Source organism: Pseudomonas sp. Z003-0.4C(8344-21), assembly GCF_900104975.1.
Lineage (GTDB): Bacteria > Pseudomonadota > Gammaproteobacteria > Pseudomonadales > Pseudomonadaceae > Aquipseudomonas > Aquipseudomonas granadensis.
Window position 1 is genome coordinate 439,593 of sequence record NZ_LT629756.1, and the last position, 18,230, is coordinate 457,822.

The window sequence follows — 18,230 nt, forward strand, 5'->3', positions numbered from 1 at the left end:
GCGCGCTGCCCGAATGGGCAAGCGGACTCAGCAGTTTAAAAAATCACCAGCGATTAGGGAAGCGCTGATTTTTTGACCAAACCCTTCAACGCGCTGCAAGCACCAATGTAAAGCGCTTGCAGGCATTTTGGGAAGTGCTGTTTTAACCGAGCAGTTCGGCCAGCAATTTGCCGAAACGCACCTGTTGACGCTTCTGCTGCAATTGATTGGCGCGGAAAATTGCCTTGAGATCGTCCAGCGCGTGGGCGAAATCGTCGTTGATGATGAGGTAATCGTAATCGACGTAGTGGCTCATCTCGCTGACCGCTTCGCGCATCCGCCCGTCGATGATCTCGTCACTGTCCTGACCGCGGTTCGTCAGGCGCTGATGCAGCGCTTGCAGCGATGGCGGCAGAATGAAGATCGAGCGTGCCTGCGGCATCAGCTTGCGCACTTGCTCGGCGCCTTGCCAGTCGATTTCCAGAATCAGGTCATGGCCTTCGTCCAGCGTCTGCTGCAGGCGGCTTTGCGAGGTGCCGTAGAAGTTGCCGAACACTTCGGCGCGTTCGAGGAAGTCGCCGTGTTCGCCCATTTTCACGAACTCTTCGCGGGTCACGAAGTGATAATTCACGCCGTCCACTTCGCCCGGACGCATGGCGCGGGTGGTGTGCGAGACGGAAACGCGGATCTCCGGGTCAGCGTCGGTCAACGCCTTGACCAGGCTGCTCTTGCCTGCGCCCGATGGCGCGGAAATGATGTACAGGGTGCCGGTGTGTTGGGTCATGTCGGGGTAGCCTTACTCAATGTTCTGCACTTGTTCGCGCATCTGCTCGATCAACACTTTGAGGTTGACGGCGGCCTGGGTGCTGCGCGGGTCGAAGGCTTTGGAGCCCAGTGTGTTGGCTTCGCGGTTGAGTTCCTGCATCAGAAAGTCGAGACGGCGGCCGGCCGCACCGCCGGACCTGAGCACCCGGCGTACTTCGATGATATGGGTGCTCAGGCGATCCAGCTCTTCGGCGACGTCGCTTTTTTGTGCGAGCAGGACCATTTCCTGCTCCAGACGCTGCGGGTCCAGCTCGGCCTTCATGTCGGCAAAGCGGTCGAGGACCTTCTGGCGCTGGGTGGCGAGCATTTGCGGGACCAGTTCACGCAGGGTCACTACGTCTTCCTCAATGGAAGTCAGGCGATCGTTGATCAAGCGGGCCAGTTCCGCGCCTTCGCGCTCGCGGCCGGCCTTCAATTCTTTCAGGCCCTGATTGAACAACGCCAGCGCATCGGCGTTCAGCGCTTGTGGATCCGCCGCATCAGCCACCAGCACGCCCGGCCAGGCCAGCACTTCCAAGGGATTCAGCGCAGCGGGATTCTTGATCAGGCCGGCAACGGTTTCCGCAGCGGCGACCAGTTGCGCGGCGCGCTCGCGGTCGACTTGCAGCGGCTTGCCGGTGCTCTCCTCGGTGAAGCGCAGCGTGCACTCCAGTTTGCCTCGCGACAGGCCCTGACGCAGCGCCTCACGGACGGCGCCTTCGAGGTCGCGAAAAGATTCGGGCAAACGCAGGTGCGGTTCCAGATAGCGGCTGTTGACCGAGCGCAATTCCCAGCTCAGGGTGCCCTGGACGCCGGCTTTCTCGACGCGGGCGAAGGCGGTCATGCTGTGCACCATGGCGGTGACCTCGCAATGCAGATCGGCGCAGCAGGGATTTCCGCAGGCGCGATATCAATGAATGTAAGCCGACTGGCAGCAAAGGCGCAGGATTGTAGCGCAGTGCAGCGAATGCGCCCAAACACACGGTGTGACAAAGCGCTGCAGCCCGTCGGTAACGTGCGTTTCACAACCTTCACCGGTCGCCCCGGCTTTTTAACCAGTGCCCAGGCGCGGTGCACCGCTCTATAATGCCCGGTAGTTTTCCGTCCTCAGTACAGGTATTTCCTATGAAACGTCCAAGTGGTCGCGCTGCCGATCAGCTCCGCTCGATCCGCATTACCCGCAACTACACCAAACACGCCGAAGGATCGGTGCTGGTCGAATTCGGTGATACCAAAGTCATCTGCACCGTCAGCGTCGAAAACGGCGTGCCGCGGTTTCTCAAAGGTCAGGGCCAGGGCTGGCTGACCGCTGAATACGGCATGCTGCCGCGCGCCACTGGCGAGCGTAACCAGCGTGAAGCGAGCCGCGGCAAGCAGGGCGGTCGTACCCTGGAAATCCAGCGCCTGATCGGCCGCTCCCTGCGCGCGGCGCTGGACATGTCCAAGCTGGGCGACGTGACCCTTTACGTTGACTGCGACGTGATCCAGGCTGACGGCGGCACGCGTACGGCGTCCATCACCGGTGCCATGGTCGCGCTGGTCGACGCACTGAAAGTGATCAAGAAACGTGGCGGCCTGAAGGGCGGCGACCCGCTCAAGCAGATGATCGGCGCGGTATCGGTTGGCATGTATCAGGGCGAGGCGGTGCTGGATCTCGACTATCTGGAAGATTCCGCTGCCGAAACCGATCTGAACGTGGTGATGACCAGCACCGGTGGTTTCATCGAGGTGCAGGGCACCGCTGAGGGCGCGCCGTTCCAGCCTGAAGATTTGAATGCCATGCTGGAACTGGCGAAGAAAGGCATGAACGAGATTTTCGAACTGCAAAAAGCCGCATTGGCCGACTGAGCCAATTCGCAGCCGCAAGGAGGACGCGATGAGTGACAAGCAAGACGTGCTGCCCAAACCGAGTCAGGAGATTCGCCAGTGGGCGATGTTTTGTCACTTGTCCAGCTTTCTGGGTAGCGTGTTTCCCTTTGGAAGTCTGCTCGGTCCGCTGATCCTCTGGCAGATGAAGCGCGAGGCTGACCCGTTTATCGATGCGCAGGGCAAGGAAGCGCTGAATTTTCAGATCACCATGACCATTGCCATGCTCATCAGCGTGGGGCTAATGGTGGTGCTTATCGGGTATGTTTTGATTGTTCCGGTGGTGATATGTGCGTTGATAATGCCGATCATCGCTGCGGTGAAGGCCAATAAGGGATTTCCCTACCGTTATCCATTCACCTGGCGGCTGATCAAGTAACGGCCCGCTGAGGCACCCAATAAAAAAGCCCCGACCTGTCGGGGCCTTTTTTTACAATTCAATAAAGTGTTTTCTGATGTAGGAATAGTCTGTTATCGATTTAAGGTCGAGTATTTATTTATGAATATTAAATTGCTACATTTTTAGTCACAACTGTATGGGCAAGTGTTTATTTCTGTGCTTGTTATTGGTGCGAACTGATTGTTAAAGTTGCTCGGTGTAATGTTTCTTTTGAAACATCTCGATATGTTCAAGCCATCGAAGGCTCTTGAATTTTCCAGTAATCAGTGTTGATAAAATCAGCCGGTTCATGAGTCGAGCCCAGGTAAACGCTCGCCTCCTGAATACACAGCCAAGAATAATCCACATGATTCAGCTCGATTTTTACGGCACGCTCGTGGCCGCTTCTCTAGTGTTATTACTCGGGCGCGGACTTGTTGCGCGTGCAGGCTTTCTGCGAAGTTACAATATTCCCGAACCGGTAGCGGGCGGTCTGGTCGTCGCCGTGCTGTTATTGATACTGCGCACGTTTGATATAGAAGTGCGCTTTGATACTTCTCTGCAAACGCCGTTGATGTTGGCTTTCTTCGCCACGATTGGCTTGAGTGCCGACCTCGCCAGCCTGAGAAAGGGCGGCCGCGTTGTCGGCATATTCCTGCTGGCCGTCATCGGCTTGCTGGTGGTGCAGAACGCGATGGGTATTGGGCTGGCAACCTTGCTTGGGCTTGATCCCCTGATGGGCCTGCTGACCGGTTCGATCACCCTGGCGGGCGGGCATGGTACGGGTGCTGCCTGGGGAACGGTGTTCAGCGAAAAGTATGGGCTGGCCTCCGCCTCGGAACTGGCGCTCGCCTCGGCGACGTTCGGTCTGGTCCTCGGCGGACTGATCGGCGGGCCGGTTGCGCGCTTGCTGGTCAAGCGGGTGCAGGTGCCGGGCGGTAATCAGGAGCAAGCCCCGCGGCTGCCAAAAGGCTTTGAGCAGCCGAACAAGGAGCGCTCGATCACGCCGTTTTCGTTCGTCGAAACGCTGGCGTTGATTGCGATCAGTTTGCTGGCTGGCAATCTGTTGAATGGCTTGCTGCAGGGCTCTGCCTTCGAGTTGCCGGCGTTTGTCTGCGTACTGTTCGTGGGCGTGCTGTTGCGCAACGGCCTCGCGGCACTCGGCTTGTATCAGGTGTTCGAACGGGAGGTTTCGGTACTCGGCAACGTCAGTCTGTCGCTGTTTCTGGCGATTGCTCTGATGTCGCTGAAGTTGTGGGATCTGGCGGCGCTGGCCTTGCCGATCTTTATCATCCTCGCTATGCAGGCGCTGGTCATGGCGCTGTTCGCAATCTTCGTGACATTCCGCGTGATGGGCAGCAACTATGATGCCGCCGTGCTGGCAGCGGGGCATTGCGGTTTCGGGCTGGGCGCCACGCCTACGGCCATCGCCAACATGCAGGCGGTGACGCAGCGCTATGGGCCGTCGCAGATTGCCTTTCTGGTGGTGCCGATGGTCGGAGCGTTCTTCATCGACATCATCAACGTCATCGTGATCAAGCTGTATCTGGCCTTGCCGTTGTTCGCTGCTGTCTAGGCCGCGTCTTTGTTCGAGACGAAAAAAATGCCCGCATCAGACGATGCGGGCATTTTTTCTGGCGGCGATCCGACGCTTAGATGGTCAGCGTCCAGTCGTAGTCGACGATCAGCGGTGCGTGCTGCGAGAACCGTGGCTGACGCGGCAGGCGTGCGCTGCGCACGAAGCGCCGCAGGCCCGGTGTCAGGATCTGATAATCGAAGCGCCAGCCCAGATTAAGCATCTCGGCCTGTTCGTTATCCGGCCACCAGCTGTATTGATCGCCTTCGCGGCTGACTTCGCGCAACGCATCGACGTAGCCCATGTTGCCGACAATCTCGTCCATCCAGGCCCGTTCCGGCGCCAGGAAGCCTGGAGACTGCTGGCTGTCGCGCCAGTTCTTGATGTCGAGCTTCTGCTGCGCCACGTACAGCGAGCCACAATAAATGTACTCGCGACGTTTGCGCCGCTGTTTGTCCAGATATTTGCCGAAGTCGTCCATGAGCTTGAACTTCTGGTTCAAGTCCTCGTCGCCGTTCATCCCCGAAGGAAGCAGCAAGGTGGCAATACTGACTTTGTCGAAATCTGCTTGCAGGTAGCGCCCGTAGCGGTCGGCCGTCTCGAAACCGAGACCGCTGATGACAGCCTTCGGTTGCAACCGCGAATACAAAGCCACGCCGCCTTGGGCAGGGACTTCAGCATCGCAGGCATAAAGGAAGTAGCCATCCAGTTGGAAGGCTGGGTCGTCCAGTTCAAAGGCGGAGGCACGGGTGTCCTGCAGGCAGATGACGTCGGCATTCTGTGCTTGCAGCCAACTGAGCAAACCGCGCTCGACTGCCGCCTGAATACCATTGACGTTCACACTGATGATCCGCATAAATGGCCCCAAAAATCGCGTGCGTGTATGATACACGGCGTCAAGCTAATTAGCTAAATCCGTGGTATTTGGGGTTTTTTTCATGCAAGCGTATCAGCGCGATTTCATTCGTTTTGCCATCGATCGCGGCGTTTTGCGCTTCGGTGAGTTCACCCTGAAGTCCGGGCGCACCAGTCCTTACTTCTTCAACGCCGGCCTGTTCAACTCGGGCTCGGCCCTGGCGCAGCTGGGGCGTTTCTACGCCGCCGCCATCGCCGAAAGCGGCATTCCTTTCGACGTCCTGTTCGGCCCGGCCTACAAAGGCATTCCGTTGGCCGCGACCACTGCCGTTGCGCTGGCCGAACACCATGACCGCGACCTGCCATGGTGCTTCAACCGCAAGGAAGCCAAGGCTCACGGCGAAGGCGGCAGCCTGGTTGGCGCGCCGCTGACCGGTGACGTGCTGATCATCGATGACGTGATCACCGCCGGCACCGCGATCCGTGAAGTGATGCAGATCATCGCCTCGCAGGAGGGCGCCAAGGCCGCCGGTGTGCTGATCGCTCTGAACCGCCAGGAGCGCGGCAACGGCGAACTGTCGGCGATCCAGGAAGTCGAGCGTGATTTCGGTATTCCGGTGATCAGCATTGTTTCGCTGAATCAGGTGCTGGAATTCCTCGCTGACGACCCGCAGCTCAAGCAGCACCTGCCGGCCGTGGAAGCGTATCGCGCCCAGTTCGGCGTCTAAGCGCCGGCTTTTGTGGGAGCGAGCCTGCTCGCGAAAGCGTCCTGCCAGTCGACATCAATGTTGAATGGAAGTCGGTATTCGCGAGCAGGCTCGCTCCCACATGGGTTTTTCCACTTGGGTTTTGCAGCAAAAAAAGCCCCCGCTCAGTCAGACTGAGCGGGGGCTTTTTGTTTGCACGATCGCTTACGGACGCTTGCGATTGCTGATCAGCGTACCCACACCGGTGTCGGTGAAGATTTCCAGCAGAATCGCATTCGGTACACGCCCGTCGATGATCAACGAACTACCCACGCCGCCCTGAACCGCTTCCAGCGCGCAACGGATCTTCGGCAGCATGCCGCCGTAGATGGTGCCGTCAGCGATCAGATCGTCGACCTGCTGCGTGCTCAGACCGGTCAACACCGTGCCCGACTTGTCCATCAGGCCGGCGATGTTGGTCAACAGCATCAGTTTCTCGGCTTTCAGCGCTTCGGCAACCTTGCCGGCCACCAGGTCAGCGTTGATGTTGTACGACTCGCCGTTCTCACCTACGCCGATCGGCGCGATCACCGGAATGAAGTTGCCTTTGACCAGCAGGTTCAGCAGCTCGGTGTTGATCCCGACCACTTCGCCGACATGACCGATGTCGATGATTTCCGGTTGGGTCATCTCCGGGGTCTGGCGGGACACGGTGAGCTTCTTCGCGCGAATCAGCCCGGCGTCTTTACCGGTCAGGCCGATGGCGCTGCCGCCGTGGCGGTTGATCAGGTTGACGATGCTCTTGTTGACCTGACCACCCAAGACCATTTCGACCACGTCCATGGTCGCCGCGTCGGTCACGCGCATGCCGTCGACGAAATGGCTCTCGATCGACAGGCGCTTGAGCAGATCACCGATCTGCGGGCCGCCACCGTGTACCACCACCGGGTTGATGCCCACGGCCTTCATCAGCACGATGTCGCGGGCGAAGCCGGTTTTCAGCTCCTCGCTTTCCATCGCGTTGCCGCCGTATTTGATCACCAGGGTCTTGCCGACATAACGTCGGATGTAAGGCAGTGCTTCGGACAGGACCTTGGCAGTGTTGGCGGCGGCTTCGCGTTCGAGGGTCATTCAGGGCTCCGGGTGGATCAGAACGGTAGTTGGAGATCAGGTGCAACGCGTTTCAGTTGGGCGTGGAACACATCCTTGATGCGCTGCAATTCAGCCTCGTCATCGGCCTCGAAGCGCAGCACCAGCACCGGAGTGGTGTTGGACGCGCGCACCAGGCCCCAGCCTTTGGCGTAATCGACCCGCACGCCGTCGATGGTGGTCAGGTCAGCGCCTTCACCCCACTGAGCATCGTGCAGTGCATCAATGATGCTGAATTTGCTCTCTTCGGTCACATGGATATTGATTTCCGGCGTAGAAATATCGTTCGGGAAGGTCGCAAACAGCTCTTCCGCGGTGGATTTTTCCTTGCTGAGGATCTCCAGCAGGCGTGCAGCGCTGTAGATGCCGTCGTCGAAACCGAACCAGCGTTCCTTGAAGAAGATGTGCCCGCTCATTTCCCCGGCCAGCAGTGCGCCGGATTGCTTCATTTTCTTTTTGATCAACGAGTGACCGGTCTTCCACATTAGCGGCCGACCACCGTATTCCTTGATCAGCGGCACTAGGCGGCGGGTGCATTTGACGTCGAAAATGATTTCCGCGTCCGGGTTGCGTGCCACTACGTCACGGGCGAACAGCATCAGCAAACGATCCGGGTAAACGATGCTGCCGGTGTTGGTTACCACGCCGACACGGTCGCCGTCGCCGTCGAAGGCCAGGCCGATATCAGCGTTGGTTTCCTTGACCTTGGCGATCAGGTCGACAAGGTTTTCCGGCTTGCCCGGGTCCGGGTGATGGTTGGGGAAGTTGCCGTCAACTTCGCAGAACAACGGAATGACTTCGCAGTTCAGCGCTTCGATCAGTTGCGGGGCGATCACGCCGGCAGCACCGTTGCCGCAGTCGACCACGACTTTCAGGCGACGGGCCAGTTTGATGTCCTGGACGATTTCGGTGTTGTAGCGGTCGAGGATTTCAACCTGGGTAACGCTGCCCTGGCCGCTGCTCAGGTCGTTGTTCTTGATGCGCTGATGCAGCACCTGAATCTGCTCGTTGGCGAGGGTGTCGCCCGCGATGACGATTTTAAAGCCGTTGTAGTTCGACGGGTTGTGGCTGCCGGTCAACATCACGCCGGACTTGCCGGCCAACACGTTGGCCGCGTAATACAGCGCCGGCGTCGGCACCAGGCCGACATCGCTGACGTGGCAACCGCTCTCGGCGATGCCGCGAATCAGCTCGGCAACCAGCTCCGGGCCGGACAGGCGGCCGTCACGACCGACCGACACGTTCGGCTCGCCCTGGGCCAGGCTCTGCGAGCCGATGGCGCGGCCAATCCAGTAAGCGGTTTCACCGTTGAGAAAATCCGGCACGGTGCCGCGAATGTCATAGGCGCGGAAAATGCTCTCGGGGAGGGTCGGGGCGATCTTGGCTGGAGTGCTCATCTGCACAAATGCTCCATCTGGAAAGTGGCGGGACAGGCCGACGAATCGTTCGACGGCAGGCTCAAACTGAAGGGTATGACGGCGTTTTCCACAGAGAGTTCGTGCTATGAAAGGGCCATGACACCCCGCGCAGCAGAGCTTTGGCCGGCCAATGCCTTGATTTACCGCGCTAAACCTTGCAGATGACAATTTCGGTTTGTGGTGCGCCAGCGGGCTGGCTCACCACAGGATCAGCCGACCGGATCACTTCGTTCCGGTATGTCCGAAGCCGCCGGTGCCGCGTTCGGTTTCGACGAATTCCTCGACCATTTCGAAGTGCGCCTGCACCACCGGCACCAACACCAGTTGCGCCAGACGTTCGCCGACGGTCATGGTGAAATCGCTTTGGCCACGGTTCCAGCAGGACACCATCAGCGGGCCCTGGTAGTCGGAGTCGATCAGGCCGACAAGGTTGCCCAGTACGATGCCGTGTTTATGGCCCATGCCCGAGCGCGGCAGGATCAGCGCGGCGAGGTTCGGGTCGCCGATGTAAACCGACAGTCCAGTGGGGATCAGCACGGTTTCACCCGGCTTGATCACGGTGTCCCGATCCAGCATGGCGCGCAGGTCGAGGCCGGCGGAGCCTGGGGTGGCGTATTGCGGCAGCGGGAAGTCGGTGCCGATGCGTGGGTCGAGGATCTTGGCTTGCAAAGCGTGCATGTGAATTAAACCTGGTTCAGACGTTCGGCGATAAAAGTGACCAGTTGGCGGGCGATCTTGCCCTTGCTGGTCTGGGCGAAAACCGTGGCGTGCAGCTCACGGTCAATGACGCTGCAGGCGTTTTCTTCGCTGTTGAAACCGATGCTCGGGTTGGCGACGTCGTTGGCGACGATCAAATCGAGATTCTTGTCCTTCAGCTTGCGTGCAGCGTAGTCGAGCAGGTGTTCGGTCTCGGCGGCGAAGCCGACACTGAACGGACGGTCGGGACGGGTCGCGATACTGGCGAGGATGTCCGGGTTGCGCACCATTTGCAGGACGAAACCGTCACCGCTCGCAGGGTCTTTCTTGAGCTTTTGCGGGGCAACGACTTCCGGGCGGTAATCCGCAACCGCTGCCGAAGCAATGAATACGTCGCACGGAATCGCCGACTCGCAGGCGGCGAGCATGTCGCGGGCGCTGACCACGTCGATGCGCGTGACGCGATCGGGAGTTGGCAGGTGCACCGGGCCGCTGATCAGAGTGACGCGGGCGCCGGCTTCCACTGCGGCTTCGGCGAGGGCAAAGCCCATTTTCCCGGAGCTGTGGTTGGTGATGTAGCGCACCGGGTCGATGTTTTCCTGGGTCGGGCCGGCGGTAATCACCACATGCTTGCCGGTCAGTGCCTGACGCTGGAAGCAGTCGGCGGCGAGCAGCGCCAGCTCGGTGGCTTCCATCATGCGGCCCATGCCGACGTCGCCACAGGCCTGGCTGCCGGACGCCGGGCCGAAGGTCTTCAGGCCACGGCTTTCGAGCAGTTGCAGGTTGGCCTGGGTGGCCGGATCGCGCCACATCGCTTGATTCATTGCCGGTGCGACGGCAACGATGGCGTCGGTGGCCAGCACCAGCGTGGTCAGCAGATCGTTGGCGATGCCTTGCGCCAGACGGGCGATCAGGTCGGCGGTGGCCGGGGCGATCAGTACCAGATCGGCCCATTTTGCCAGTTCGATATGGCCCATCGCGGCTTCGGCGGCCGGGTCGAGCAAGTCGAGGTGCACCGGGTGGCCGGACAGGGCCTGCATGGTCAGCGGGGTGATGAACTCGGCGCCGCCATGGGTCATGACCACGCGCACTTCGGCACCCTGGTCGATCAGGCGGCGAACCAGATCGGCGCTCTTGTAGGCCGCAATGCCGCCGCCGACGCCCAGAACGATGCGTTTCCGATACAGCCGCTGCATAGGTCTGCCTTTCATTTCGTTGATGACTGCGCGGCGACGCCCCTCCCCAGGGTTGAATCGCGCGCAAAAAAGATGGGCTACGATATCACAGCGACCGCTACGGAACAGCGGCGCCCACAGACAGGGAGTGTGTATGAGTATTCGCGATTGGCCGGCGGCGGAGCGGCCGCGGGAAAGGTTGTTGGAGCATGGGGCAGGGAGCCTCTCGGACGCCGAGTTGCTGGCGATTTTTCTGCGCACCGGGGTACCCGGAACCAGCGCTGTGGACCTGGCGCGACATCTGCTGAAGCAATTCGGCAGCCTGCGTTTACTGCTTGAGGCCGATCAGGACGCATTCAGTAAACAAATGGGGCTCGGGCCGGCGAAGTATGCGCAACTGCAAGCCGCACAGGAAATGAGCAAGCGCCATCTGGCCGAACGGTCACGGCAGAAACCGGCACTGGAGAACCCGCAAGTCGTGCGTGATTATCTGAAAGCGATGCTGCGGCACGAACCGCACGAAGTGTTTGGCTGCCTGTTTCTCGATTCCAAGCACCAAGTGCTGAATTTCGAGGCGCTGTTTCGCGGCTCGATCGACAACACCAGCGTGCATCCCCGGGAAGTGGTGAAGCGCGCACTGGCCAATAACGCGGCGGCGGTGATCCTGTGTCACAACCATCCCTCCGGCAATACCGACCCCAGTCAGGCGGATCGGCTGCTGACCAAGCGGCTGCAAAAGACCCTGGAGCTGATCGACGTGCGCGTACTGGATCACTTCATCGTCGGCGATGGCGAGCCGCTGTCGATGGCGGAGTGTGGCTGGATGTAAAAGGCAGCGGCAAGTATGCAGCTACAAGCGGCAAGCTAGAGCCGTGCGCGTTCGGCTCTAGCTTGGGGCTTGCCGCTTAGGGCTTGAGGCTGATTCTGGAGTAGTCCTGGCGGCCGAACGGGCTGACGGAGTAACCCTGCACGTCTTTACGCGTCAGCGCATACGCCGTCGGGTGCGCCAGCGGTAGCCACAATGCCTGTTGCTGAATCTGCGCCTGCGCCTGTTCATATAGTTTGGTGCGCACGCCTTGTTCGCTGGTGGTCTTGCCCGCGCTGATCAGCTTGTCCAGATCGGCATTGCAGTAGCGGGCGAAATTGGTGCCGGATTTGACCGCCGCGCAGGAAAACTGTGGCGTGAGGAAGTTGTCCGGGTCGCCATTGTCGCCAGCCCAGCCCATGAACAGCAGATCGTGCTCGCCAGCCTTGGCGCGGCGAATCAGCTCGCCCCATTCGATCACGCGGATCTCCGCCTGAATGCCGATTTCAGCCAGGTCCGACTGCAACATCTGCGCGCCCAGACTTGGGTTCGGGTTGAGCAGGCTGCCTGACGGCCGCGTCCAGATTGTGGTCTGGAAACCGTCCTTCAGCCCGGCCTTGGCCAGCAGCGCCTTGGCCTTCGCCACGTCGTGCGGGTAGCCCGGCAGGCTCTTCGCGTAGCTCCAGGTATTCGGCGGATACGGGCCATTGGCCGCTTCGGCGGTGTCTTCGAACACAGCCTTGATGTAATTGGCCTTGTCGAAGGCCAGGTTGATGGCCTGGCGCACTTCCGGCTTGTCCAGCGGTGGATGCTGGCTGTTGATGCCGACGAAAGCGGTCATGAACGCGTCAGTCTTTTCGACTTTCAGTGTCGGCTCTTTCAGCGCTGCCTGTACGTCGAGAGGTTTCGGCGACAGGGCGATCTGGCATTCATTACGCCGCAGCTTTTGCAGGCGCACGTTGGCGTCCGGGGTGATGGCGAAGATCAGTGGGTCGACCGCAGGTTTGCCACGGAAGTAGTCGGGGTTGGCCTTGTAGCGGATCGCCGCGTCTTTCTGGAAGCGATTGAAGATGAACGGGCCGGTGCCGATCGGCTGGCTGTTGAGCTTGTCGGTCGCGCCGGCCCTCATCAACTTGTCGGCGTACTCGGCTGAGTAAATCGAGGCGAAACCCATGCTCAGGGTGGCGAGGAAGGTCGAATCCGGGTGATCAAGGGTGAAGCGTACGGTCAGCGGATCGAGTGCATCGATTTTCTTGATCAGCGCTGGCAATTGCATTGACTGCGCGTGGGGGAAGCCGCTCTGCGCGACTTTGTGCCACGGGTTGGCCGGGTCGAGCATGCGATCGAAGCTGAACTTGACGTCTTCGGCGGTCAGCTCACGGCTCGGTTTGAAATAGTCGGTGGTGTGAAACTTCACCTGCGGATGCAGCTTGAATACATACGTCAGCCCATCAGTGCTGACTTCCCAGCTGTCGGCCAGGCTCGGGATGACCTTGCCGCTGGCGGTGTCGAAATCGACCAGACGATTCATCAGCACGTCTGCCGAGGCGTTGGTGGTGGTCAGCGAGTTGTACTGCACCACATCGAACCCTTCGGGGCTGGCCTCGGTACACACGCTCAGCGCGGCGGCCTGGGCCAAAGGGCTTAGCAACAGCGGGGCAAGCAACAGGGGTAGGGCAGCGAGGCGCATGGTCGGTTTCCTTTACAGATCGAAGGCCCATCTGCAAGTGCAGTCTGGAAAAGTCCTACCCTAGAGGTCTGAATTGCAAATGACTATCCCCTTTTTGTATTTTCCGCGCGCCGCGACGACACTGTTTCAGGTGGCGGTGCGCAGGAAAACGTCTGAAATGTCGTTGCAGGGGATTTTCTACGACGAGTGGTAAAAATCGCCGTCAGCCTTTATCCAAGGGATCCGCAGGCTAAAAAAACGCCTTTTTGCCGATTGATTGCACACCGATTGTTGTTGCACCCCGGTCTTTCTGGTATAAAGCAGCGCTCTTTTCTAGGGGCCCGGTTCCTTCACTGTAGGTGTAGCCGGTAAGACCTCTAAAGAAACGCGGCGCCTGGCGCCAAATGACTGAGAGATTAAGCGGCCAACCCATGCCGGGTTGGGCATGTGGTTTTAGAGGGCTGAGGCATGTCGAGAGTATGTCAAGTTACCGGTAAGGGTCCGGTGACTGGGAATAACATTTCCCACGCAAACAACAAAACCCGTCGTCGTTTCCTGCCGAACCTGCAGCATCACCGCTTCTGGGTTGAAGAAGAGAAACGTTTTGTGCGTCTGCGCGTATCTGCCAAAGGGATGCGTATCATCGACAAGCGTGGCATCACTGTCGTGCTCGCCGAACTTCGCCGCGATGGCAAGATTTAAGGGAGCTAATCATGCGTGAATTGATTCGTTTGATCTCGAGCGCCGGTACTGGTCACTTCTACACTACCGACAAGAACAAGCGTACTACCCCGGACAAAATCGAGATCAAGAAATATGATCCGGTTGTTCGCAAGCACGTGATCTACAAGGAAGGCAAAATCAAGTAATTGATTTTTCCCGACTTACAAAAAAGGCCCATATCTCACGATACGGGCCTTTTTTGTTGTCCGGCGTTTGGACCGTGTCTGCGGGTTCAACCGCAAGCCAGATGAGTGATTTTCAAATCCGGATCGGTCTGGATGCGCAAGCGGTTGTTCTGATGCTGGCGATCAAGCGAGTTGACCACTGCAGTGGTGGCGCGCGCCTGCTTGCGAACCTGTTCTTTGACGGCGAGCGTCAGAAAACGGCCAATAAATTCCTGCGTCCAGCGTGTGTCGCAACGCTGAGGTGGCGGGTCGGCCTGGGCTGATGTTTGAATGGCGAGCATCAGCACGCCGGCCAGGATACTGATTTTCAGAAACTGGATCATTGGGTATCGCTTCCTTGTGATTGATGCTTCGAGCCTCTTTTCGAGGCCGGTTGCAGCATCCGGCACAATCCACGATGACGTGCAGTAATTATCTATATCGCTCAGGAAGAGGGACGGCAAAAGGCCGGTCTCTAGCGAGCCGGGCCTTTTACTTTGAGACGTACAGTGATCAGCCGCAGATGAGCTCAAGAATTTCATCGCGTTCGTTGACCAGCACCCTGACGCGATTGGGTTTAGGCAACAGATTGAACAGATCTTCGGGGCGCTCCAGGCGATGTTTGTCCACGCCGGCCGCTTCACGGATGGCACTCAGCGTTTCAGCTGTGGCGACTTTGCCGACAGCAAACGCTGCGGCGTCGATATTGCAGTAGTCAGACATGATGCTTCCTTGCTTGCGATTTGAGTCCGGGCGCACGCCCGCTGGCGCCGCCGTCGCAAAGTCTTCCTCAAAGGTATTGCGCCTGTCTGGTTGGTGTCGTCACCGACTGTGTCGGATCAAGCCTTCTGTTCGAAGATCACATAGATCTTGCGGCAGGCCTCCAGCACTTCCCACGTCCCGCGAAACCCCGCTGGAATCACAAAGCGATCGCCGACACGCAAGGTCTTGGCATTTCCGTCGCTGTCTCGCAGCACCGAAACGCCCTGCAGAATCTCGCAATACTCATGCTCGGTGTAATTCACCGTCCACTGGCCCACCGCACCTTCCCAAACGCCCGCGCCCATCTGGCCACAGGGACTTTCGTATTGATGGAACACGGCTTGTTCAGGATCGCCCTTGAGCACTTTGGCCGGGTCCGGGCGATAGCGTTCGGCTTCGCTGCCGGTCAGGCTGATGTCGACGACGTTCTCGATGTTCATTGTTGTTTTCTCCGGTGATGACGGCGCGTGGACTGGAATGGGCGAAAGTCTATGTTTATTAAATTGAACACTGCAAGGCCGTATGGCCGGCTTATGTCAAATATATTGAAACAAACCCGGTCGCTGGTTTAGGGTGGCGGGTGCCTTGGGCCGACATGCAGGCTGGCCGGGCAGTATTCTTGATGAACGCCGCAGTGCTTGTGGCGTTCGTATTCAATAAGAGGAGGACACCCGAATGACCACCCTGACTCGTGCCGACTGGGAACAACGCGCCCGCGACCTGAAGATCGAAGGCCGCGCCTACCTCAATGGCGAATACACCGACGCCGTTTCCGGCGAAACCTTCGAATGCATCAGCCCGGTCGACGGCCGTCTGCTCGGCAAGATCGCCAGCTGTGACGCCGCCGACGCCCAGCGCGCTGTGGAGAATGCCCGCGCCACGTTCAATTCCGGCGTGTGGTCGCGCCTGGCGCCAAGCAAACGCAAAGCCACGATGATCCGTTTTGCCAGCCTGCTCAAGCAGCACGCTGAAGAACTGGCCCTGCTCGAAACTCTCGACATGGGCAAACCGATCAGCGACTCGCTGTACATCGACGTGCCAGGCGCCGCGCAAGCGCTGAGCTGGAGCGGCGAAGCGATCGACAAGATCTACGACGAAGTCGCCGCCACGCCGCACGATCAACTGGGACTGGTGACCCGCGAGCCTGTCGGTGTGGTCGGCGCCATCGTGCCGTGGAACTTCCCGCTGATGATGGCTTGCTGGAAACTCGGCCCGGCGCTGTCGACCGGTAACTCGGTGATCCTCAAGCCGTCGGAAAAATCGCCGCTGACCGCCATCCGCATCGCCGCGCTGGCTGTCGAAGCCGGTATTCCCAAAGGCGTGCTCAACGTACTGCCGGGCTACGGCCACACCGTTGGCAAGGCGCTGGCCCTGCACAACGATGTCGACACGCTGGTGTTCACCGGTTCGACCAAGATCGCCAAGCAACTGATGATCTACTCCGGTGAATCGAACATGAAGCGCGTCTGGCTGGAAGCCGGCGGCAAGAGCCCGAACATCGTGTTCGCCGACGCACCGGATCTGCAAGCCGCTGCCGAATCCGCTGCCAGCGCCATCGCCTTCAACCAGGGCGAAGTGTGCACCGCCGGTTCGCGTCTGCTGGTCGAGCGTTCGATCAAGGACAAATTCCTGCCGATGGTGATCGAGGCGCTGAAAGCCTGGAAGCCGGGCAATCCGCTGGACCCGGCAACCAACGTTGGCGCGCTGGTCGATACCCAGCAGATGAACACCGTGCTGTCGTATATCGAATCCGGCCACAGCGACGGCGCCAAACTGGTGGCTGGTGGCAAGCGCATCCTCCAGGAAACAGGCGGTACGTATGTCGAGCCGACGATTTTCGACGGCGTGAGCAATGCGATGAAGATTGCTCAAGAAGAAATCTTCGGCCCGGTGCTGTCGGTCATCGCTTTCGACAGCGCTGAAGAAGCCATTCAGATCGCCAACGACACGCCATACGGTCTGGCCGCGGCGGTGTGGACGCAGGACATCTCCAAGGCACACCTGACCGCCAAGGCTCTGCGTGCCGGTAGCGTGTGGGTCAACCAGTATGACGGCGGCGACATGACCGCACCGTTCGGCGGCTTCAAGCAGTCAGGCAACGGCCGCGACAAGTCGCTGCATGCGTTCGACAAGTACACCGAACTGAAAGCGACCTGGATCAAGCTGTAAGCCGTTAACGGCAGCCCGGGCACACCGGGCTGCCTGACGAAACAGAGATCCCCTGTGGGAGCGAGCCTGCTCGCGAAAGCGGTGTATCAGTCAGCGTACATGCTGAATGTGAAACCGATTCGCGAGCAGGCTCGCTCCCACATTGGTTTTGTGCGGTGTCTATGAAAACTATCCACAGGAGCGTGGAACATGCGGTGGGCGACGTATTTCGCCGTGTTGGCGTCTGTCTTGAGTGTCGGCCTGGCCCTGGGCGTGAGCATGCCGTTGGTGTCGCTGCGTCTTGAAGGGTGGGGCTACGGCGCTTTCGCCATCGGCGTGATGGCGGCGATGCCGGCGATCGGCGTGTTGTTGGGGGCGAAGGTTTCCAGCCATCTCGCCGCGTATTTCGGCACGGCGAATCTGATGCGCTTGTGCCTGTGGGCCGGAGCCTTGTCGATCGGCCTGCTGGCGTTGCTGCCGAGTTATCCTGTCTGGCTGCTGCTGCGCCTGCTGATCGGGGTGATTCTGACCATCGTGTTCATCCTCGGCGAAAGCTGGATCAATCAACTGGTGGTCGAGCAGTGGCGCGGGCGCCTGGTCGCGTTGTATGGCAGCAGTTATGCGCTGAGCCAACTGTCGGGGCCGTTGCTGTTGGGTGCGCTCGGCACCGAGCATGACTATGGTTTCTGGGTCGGTGTTGGCTTGCTGAGCGTATCGCCGTTGTTGTTGCTCGGGCGCAGTGGGGCGCCCAGCAGTGAAGCGAGCAGCGTGACCTTCGTCGACCTGTGGGGCTTCGCCCGCGAGCTGCCGGCGATCGCCTGGGCGGTGTCGTTGTTCGCCGCGTTCGAGGCAATGATCCTGACGTTGCTGCCGGTGTATTGCCTGCAACAGGGTTTCACTGCGGAAATTGCCTTGGCCATGGTCAGCACCGTGGTAGTCGGCGATGCGCTGTTGCAATTGCCGATTGGCGCCTTGGCCGATTATCTGTCGCGGCGCACATTGTTCGCCGGCTGTGCTGTGGTGTTGATGCTCTCGAGTCTGGCGATTCCGCTGCTGCTCGACACGCTGCTGATCTGGCCGTTGTGGGTACTGTTCGGTGCCAGTGCTGGCGGGCTGTTCACGTTGTCACTGATTCTGATCGGCGAGCGTTATCGCGACGATGCGCTGGTGCGCGCCAACGCGCACATCGCGCAGCTTTGGGGGATCGGTTGCCTTGTCGGGCCGCTGGCCGCGGGGGCGGGCAGTCAGTGGATCAATGGGCATGCGTTGCCGCTGTTGATGGCGGCGGGGGCGTTTGGTCTGGTGTTGTTGCTGTTGCGCCAAGGCGCGTTTGGCACAACGGCAGAAGCTGCCTGAGCACATCCCTTGTGGGAGCC

19 protein-coding genes and 1 pseudogene are annotated in these 18,230 nt (G+C 59.6%); 9 read left to right on the forward strand and 11 right to left on the reverse strand.

Going from position 1 to position 18,230, the window contains the following annotated elements; all coding sequences use genetic code 11:
• Positions 1-142: 142 nt before the first annotated feature.
• Together gmk and BLU24_RS01965 are read right to left on the reverse strand one after the other, a co-directional pair.
• Entirely contained in the window at positions 143-763 is a 621-nt protein-coding gene (gene gmk / locus BLU24_RS01960; protein WP_039757364.1) for a guanylate kinase, read from the reverse strand.
• Between the two features lie 12 nt (positions 764-775).
• Entirely contained in the window at positions 776-1,639 is an 864-nt protein-coding gene (locus tag BLU24_RS01965; protein ID WP_093096944.1) for a YicC/YloC family endoribonuclease, read from the reverse strand.
• A gap of 269 nt (positions 1,640-1,908) precedes the next feature.
• Here BLU24_RS01965 and rph point away from each other — a divergent pair, with 269 nt between their 5' ends.
• From rph to gltS, 3 genes are all read left to right on the forward strand, one after another.
• Positions 1,909-2,631: a ribonuclease PH gene (gene rph, locus BLU24_RS01970; protein WP_090287527.1), complete on the forward strand. Its 723-nt coding sequence runs from the start codon at positions 1,909-1,911 to the stop codon at positions 2,629-2,631.
• Positions 2,632-2,659: 28 nt separating this feature from the next.
• The gene (locus BLU24_RS01975; protein ID WP_090287525.1) at positions 2,660-3,028 is read left to right on the forward strand and encodes a DUF4870 domain-containing protein; all 369 of its coding nucleotides are present in this window, start codon (positions 2,660-2,662) and stop codon (positions 3,026-3,028) included.
• Positions 3,029-3,395: 367 nt separating this feature from the next.
• A complete protein-coding gene (gltS, locus tag BLU24_RS01980) occupies positions 3,396-4,604 on the forward strand; it encodes a sodium/glutamate symporter (RefSeq protein WP_093096947.1) in 1,209 nt (402 codons plus the stop codon).
• A 76-nt stretch (positions 4,605-4,680) separates the two neighbouring features.
• On the opposite strand, the gene BLU24_RS01985 is transcribed toward gltS, so the two are convergent.
• Complete coding sequence (locus BLU24_RS01985; protein WP_007920349.1) at positions 4,681-5,460, reverse strand: exodeoxyribonuclease III; 780 nt, start codon at positions 5,458-5,460, stop codon at positions 4,681-4,683.
• Between the two features lie 82 nt (positions 5,461-5,542).
• Between BLU24_RS01985 and pyrE the strand changes: the two genes are divergently transcribed.
• A complete protein-coding gene (gene pyrE / locus BLU24_RS01990) occupies positions 5,543-6,187 on the forward strand; it encodes an orotate phosphoribosyltransferase (RefSeq protein ID WP_090287521.1) in 645 nt (214 codons plus the stop codon).
• 183 nt (positions 6,188-6,370) lie between these two features.
• Here the strand turns inward: pyrE and argB are convergent, their stop codons facing one another.
• The 4 genes and pseudogenes from argB to coaBC all read right to left on the reverse strand — a co-directional run bounded on the left by argB (position 6,371) and on the right by coaBC (position 10,604).
• On the reverse strand, positions 6,371-7,276 hold the full coding sequence (gene argB / locus BLU24_RS02000) for an acetylglutamate kinase (protein WP_016772548.1): 906 nt from the start codon (positions 7,274-7,276) through the stop codon (positions 6,371-6,373).
• Between the two features lie 17 nt (positions 7,277-7,293).
• Positions 7,294-8,670: pseudogene (locus BLU24_RS02005) on the reverse strand (phosphomannomutase/phosphoglucomutase); the annotation flags it as partial.
• Positions 8,671-8,934: 264 nt separating this feature from the next.
• On the reverse strand, positions 8,935-9,390 hold the full coding sequence (gene dut / locus BLU24_RS02010; protein ID WP_093096957.1) for a dUTP diphosphatase: 456 nt from the start codon (positions 9,388-9,390) through the stop codon (positions 8,935-8,937).
• A 5-nt stretch (positions 9,391-9,395) separates the two neighbouring features.
• The gene (gene coaBC / locus BLU24_RS02015) at positions 9,396-10,604 is read right to left on the reverse strand and encodes a bifunctional phosphopantothenoylcysteine decarboxylase/phosphopantothenate--cysteine ligase CoaBC (RefSeq protein ID WP_090287515.1); all 1,209 of its coding nucleotides are present in this window, start codon (positions 10,602-10,604) and stop codon (positions 9,396-9,398) included.
• Between the two features lie 133 nt (positions 10,605-10,737).
• Between coaBC and radC the strand changes: the two genes are divergently transcribed.
• On the forward strand, positions 10,738-11,412 hold the full coding sequence (gene radC, locus BLU24_RS02020) for a RadC family protein (protein WP_090287512.1): 675 nt from the start codon (positions 10,738-10,740) through the stop codon (positions 11,410-11,412).
• Between the two features lie 76 nt (positions 11,413-11,488).
• Here radC and BLU24_RS02025 read toward each other — a convergent pair whose 3' ends face one another.
• Positions 11,489-13,078 carry an ABC transporter substrate-binding protein gene (locus BLU24_RS02025; protein WP_093096960.1) on the reverse strand — a complete coding sequence of 530 codons (1,590 nt, stop codon included), beginning with the start codon at positions 13,076-13,078 and terminating at the stop codon, positions 11,489-11,491.
• Between the two features lie 447 nt (positions 13,079-13,525).
• On the opposite strand from BLU24_RS02025, the gene rpmB reads away from it, so the two are divergent.
• Together rpmB and rpmG are read left to right on the forward strand one after the other, a co-directional pair.
• Positions 13,526-13,759 carry a 50S ribosomal protein L28 gene (rpmB, locus tag BLU24_RS02030; RefSeq protein ID WP_007920377.1) on the forward strand — a complete coding sequence of 78 codons (234 nt, stop codon included), beginning with the start codon at positions 13,526-13,528 and terminating at the stop codon, positions 13,757-13,759.
• Between the two features lie 11 nt (positions 13,760-13,770).
• A complete protein-coding gene (gene rpmG / locus BLU24_RS02035) occupies positions 13,771-13,926 on the forward strand; it encodes a 50S ribosomal protein L33 (protein ID WP_003177274.1) in 156 nt (51 codons plus the stop codon).
• Between the two features lie 86 nt (positions 13,927-14,012).
• Here the strand turns inward: rpmG and BLU24_RS02040 are convergent, their stop codons facing one another.
• The 3 genes from BLU24_RS02040 to BLU24_RS02050 form a co-directional block, all read right to left on the reverse strand.
• Positions 14,013-14,408 (reverse strand): hypothetical protein, encoded by a 396-nt coding sequence (locus tag BLU24_RS02040; protein ID WP_157720813.1) that lies wholly within the window; start codon positions 14,406-14,408, stop codon positions 14,013-14,015.
• A 49-nt stretch (positions 14,409-14,457) separates the two neighbouring features.
• Positions 14,458-14,667, reverse strand: coding sequence for a peptidase inhibitor (locus BLU24_RS02045; protein ID WP_093096966.1), 210 nt, complete (start codon positions 14,665-14,667; stop codon positions 14,458-14,460).
• Positions 14,668-14,783: 116 nt separating this feature from the next.
• Positions 14,784-15,146, reverse strand: coding sequence for a cupin domain-containing protein (locus BLU24_RS02050; protein WP_090287508.1), 363 nt, complete (start codon positions 15,144-15,146; stop codon positions 14,784-14,786).
• A 235-nt stretch (positions 15,147-15,381) separates the two neighbouring features.
• On the opposite strand from BLU24_RS02050, the gene BLU24_RS02055 reads away from it, so the two are divergent.
• Both BLU24_RS02055 and BLU24_RS02060 read left to right on the forward strand, forming a co-directional pair.
• Positions 15,382-16,875 carry an aldehyde dehydrogenase gene (locus BLU24_RS02055; protein ID WP_093096970.1) on the forward strand — a complete coding sequence of 498 codons (1,494 nt, stop codon included), beginning with the start codon at positions 15,382-15,384 and terminating at the stop codon, positions 16,873-16,875.
• Between the two features lie 189 nt (positions 16,876-17,064).
• Positions 17,065-18,210, forward strand: coding sequence for an MFS transporter (locus BLU24_RS02060; RefSeq protein ID WP_093096973.1), 1,146 nt, complete (start codon positions 17,065-17,067; stop codon positions 18,208-18,210).
• Positions 18,211-18,230 lie beyond the last annotated feature (20 nt).